The 2,019-nt window shown below is 55.4% G+C and carries 4 protein-coding genes and 1 pseudogene; 3 read left to right on the top strand and 2 right to left on the bottom strand.

Features of this window, described 5'->3' with window-relative positions; genetic code table 11:
• Positions 1-58: 58 nt before the first annotated feature.
• Complete coding sequence (locus BBW68_RS18355) at positions 59-346, bottom strand: hypothetical protein (protein WP_070134874.1); 288 nt, start codon at positions 344-346, stop codon at positions 59-61.
• 192 nt (positions 347-538) lie between these two features.
• Between BBW68_RS18355 and BBW68_RS20185 the strand changes: the two genes are divergently transcribed.
• Together BBW68_RS20185 and BBW68_RS20180 are read left to right on the top strand one after the other, a co-directional pair.
• Positions 539-694 (top strand): transposase zinc-binding domain-containing protein, encoded by a 156-nt coding sequence (locus tag BBW68_RS20185; protein ID WP_276325383.1) that lies wholly within the window; start codon positions 539-541, stop codon positions 692-694.
• A gap of 107 nt (positions 695-801) precedes the next feature.
• Entirely contained in the window at positions 802-1,203 is a 402-nt protein-coding gene (locus tag BBW68_RS20180; RefSeq protein WP_276325382.1) for a transposase, read from the top strand.
• A gap of 156 nt (positions 1,204-1,359) precedes the next feature.
• On the opposite strand, the pseudogene BBW68_RS16335 reads toward BBW68_RS20180, so the two are convergent.
• Positions 1,360-1,614: pseudogene (locus BBW68_RS16335) on the bottom strand (ATP-binding protein); the annotation flags it as partial.
• An 88-nt stretch (positions 1,615-1,702) separates the two neighbouring features.
• Here BBW68_RS16335 and BBW68_RS08270 point away from each other — a divergent pair.
• Positions 1,703-2,019 (top strand): transposase zinc-binding domain-containing protein (locus tag BBW68_RS08270; protein WP_186821308.1); only part of this gene is annotated, 317 nt, incomplete at its 3' end.

Here is a 2,019-nt window from a genome sequence, read left to right as displayed (position 1 = left end):
TTGTCATAGCCTGCAGTGGCTGTTATAAATTCAGCATCCACATTTTGTGTAAGTGTTTTTATGCCCCGCTCTGCCCCCCGGTTATAATCTTCATGATGATGAAGAAACTGGTGAAGATGCTGCTGTCCTGCATTTTGATGAGTTCGACGATGCCGTGAGCTGCTGTGATGACCTCAATATTCCCTTCTTCGTCGACGCCGGTAACAAAAAACTCGTCTTCTGGTTTGTCTGCACTGACGACTACGGGCACACCGAAATCCCCCGCTGCACGGAGCGGGAATTCGCTTCCCTGGCTGCACATATCAGCGCTGGTGCCCGGTACTGACCAGACTGCGACACCGTACATTACCAAAAAAACCCCGCTCACGCCTGATGCTGCCACGCTTCGTCGATATCTTTCAGCAGGGCAACCGCTGGCTTAACTGGTATCACAGACAGCCTGAAGGTTCTGTCCGTCCGGTCGTCATTGAGGCCCAAAAATCATGGCCTGCAGCACCTCGCTTGTGGGGTACACCTGCTGGCGCTGTCCTGACCCCAGATGTGGTCATACAAAAAAGTCTGCTTCCGTTGTAAAAGCCGCTCCTGTCCGCACTGCGGCGTGAACGCAGGCAAAATCTGGATACAGTATCTGCTGACCCTGGTACCTGACGGGGAATGGCAGCACATCACCTTCACGATCCCCTATGAATTCTAGCCGCTGATATGAGCCGACTCGCAGCAGATGTTGTTCTGGAAACTGGTCGTCGCGTCGACCTGTTGCCGGGATGCTTCAGCGTTATCCACACCTAGGGTCGCTCAGCAGTGGCATCCGCACATTCACCTCTCCACCACAGCCGGAGGAGTGACCGGCACTATCGACGGAAGTGGAATGTGAGGGTGTCGAAGGTGATGGACAACGCTACGCACATGGCGATGTACTTCGGGTCTTACCTGAAGAAGCCCCCGGTCGCCATGAGCTGGCTGGAGCACTATGCTGGGCGGGACGAGATTATCATGCGCTACCGCAGCCACGGGACGAAGCAGGAGGAAGCACTGACGCTGAGCGGTGATAAATTTATGGCGCGTTTTTCCTGGCACGTGCCGGAGAAACGGTTCTGGATGGTGCGGTATTACGGTTTTTTGAGTCCGTCAAAACGGTCGGTGCTGGATGTGGTGTATCCGCTGACGGAAACGCTGCGTAAAACGGCGCGGAAGGTAACCTAGCGGGGCATGTACCAGCGGCTGCTGAAGGTGGACCCGCTGGCGTGCATTCTGTGCGTGCGTATTCCGCTTTGATCGATCACGGATTGGCATTGAAGTTCGATTACTGTTTCGCATCTGTTCGATCAGCCGGGATGCACTAACTTTCTCTGCTGCTTTTTAAGCTAGTTTTTTCTCGCTTTCTACTGCCAGATTACATTTTCTCATCGATTCTCCCTGAAGGACCAGCCTGTGGGCGTTATGCACTACTCTGTCTAGGATCGCATCCGCTGTTGTCGGGGTCTCCATTAATCCGTGCCATTTATCTACCGGGAACTGGCTCACCACTATCGTGCTGCTCTGCCCGTAACGGTCCTCCACGATTTCAAGAAGATCATTGCACTGTGCCGTCGTCAGGGGGTCCAGCCTAAGATCGTGAACGTAGCGCCCTTACAGGGCGAGCGTCACGGCTTCGCCGTTCCGGTGCTTTGCATGACTGGAGCTCCGCTTTATACTCAGCTCCATGTATATCCCGCGTCCCGCCAAACTCCTTTTCACCGTCGATGACGGCTGGAACCGCTATCTCGAAAAACATGGCGACAGCGTCAGCCAGTGGACCCCACTCGCCGTTGAGCGCATGCGCGCCTGCGGCACCTGCGCTATGGGTGTGCGCCGCTACTGCTGCGCTTCACCTGACTGTACCCACTCCCGCTTCTTCTGCCAGAGCTGCAAGTCAAAGGCCTGCAGCGCCGGCGGCATGAAGTCTACCGAGCAGTGGATTGCTGAGCAACAACACGTCCTGCCCGACTGCGAAGGGCAGCACATCACCTTTACCATGCC

Origin of the sequence: Candidatus Erwinia dacicola (genome assembly GCF_001756855.1) — a bacterium.
GTDB lineage: Bacteria > Pseudomonadota > Gammaproteobacteria > Enterobacterales > Enterobacteriaceae > Erwinia > Erwinia dacicola.
The sequence above is the reverse complement of the archived record's forward strand: the minus strand, read 5'-3'. Positions and strand labels throughout refer to the sequence as shown.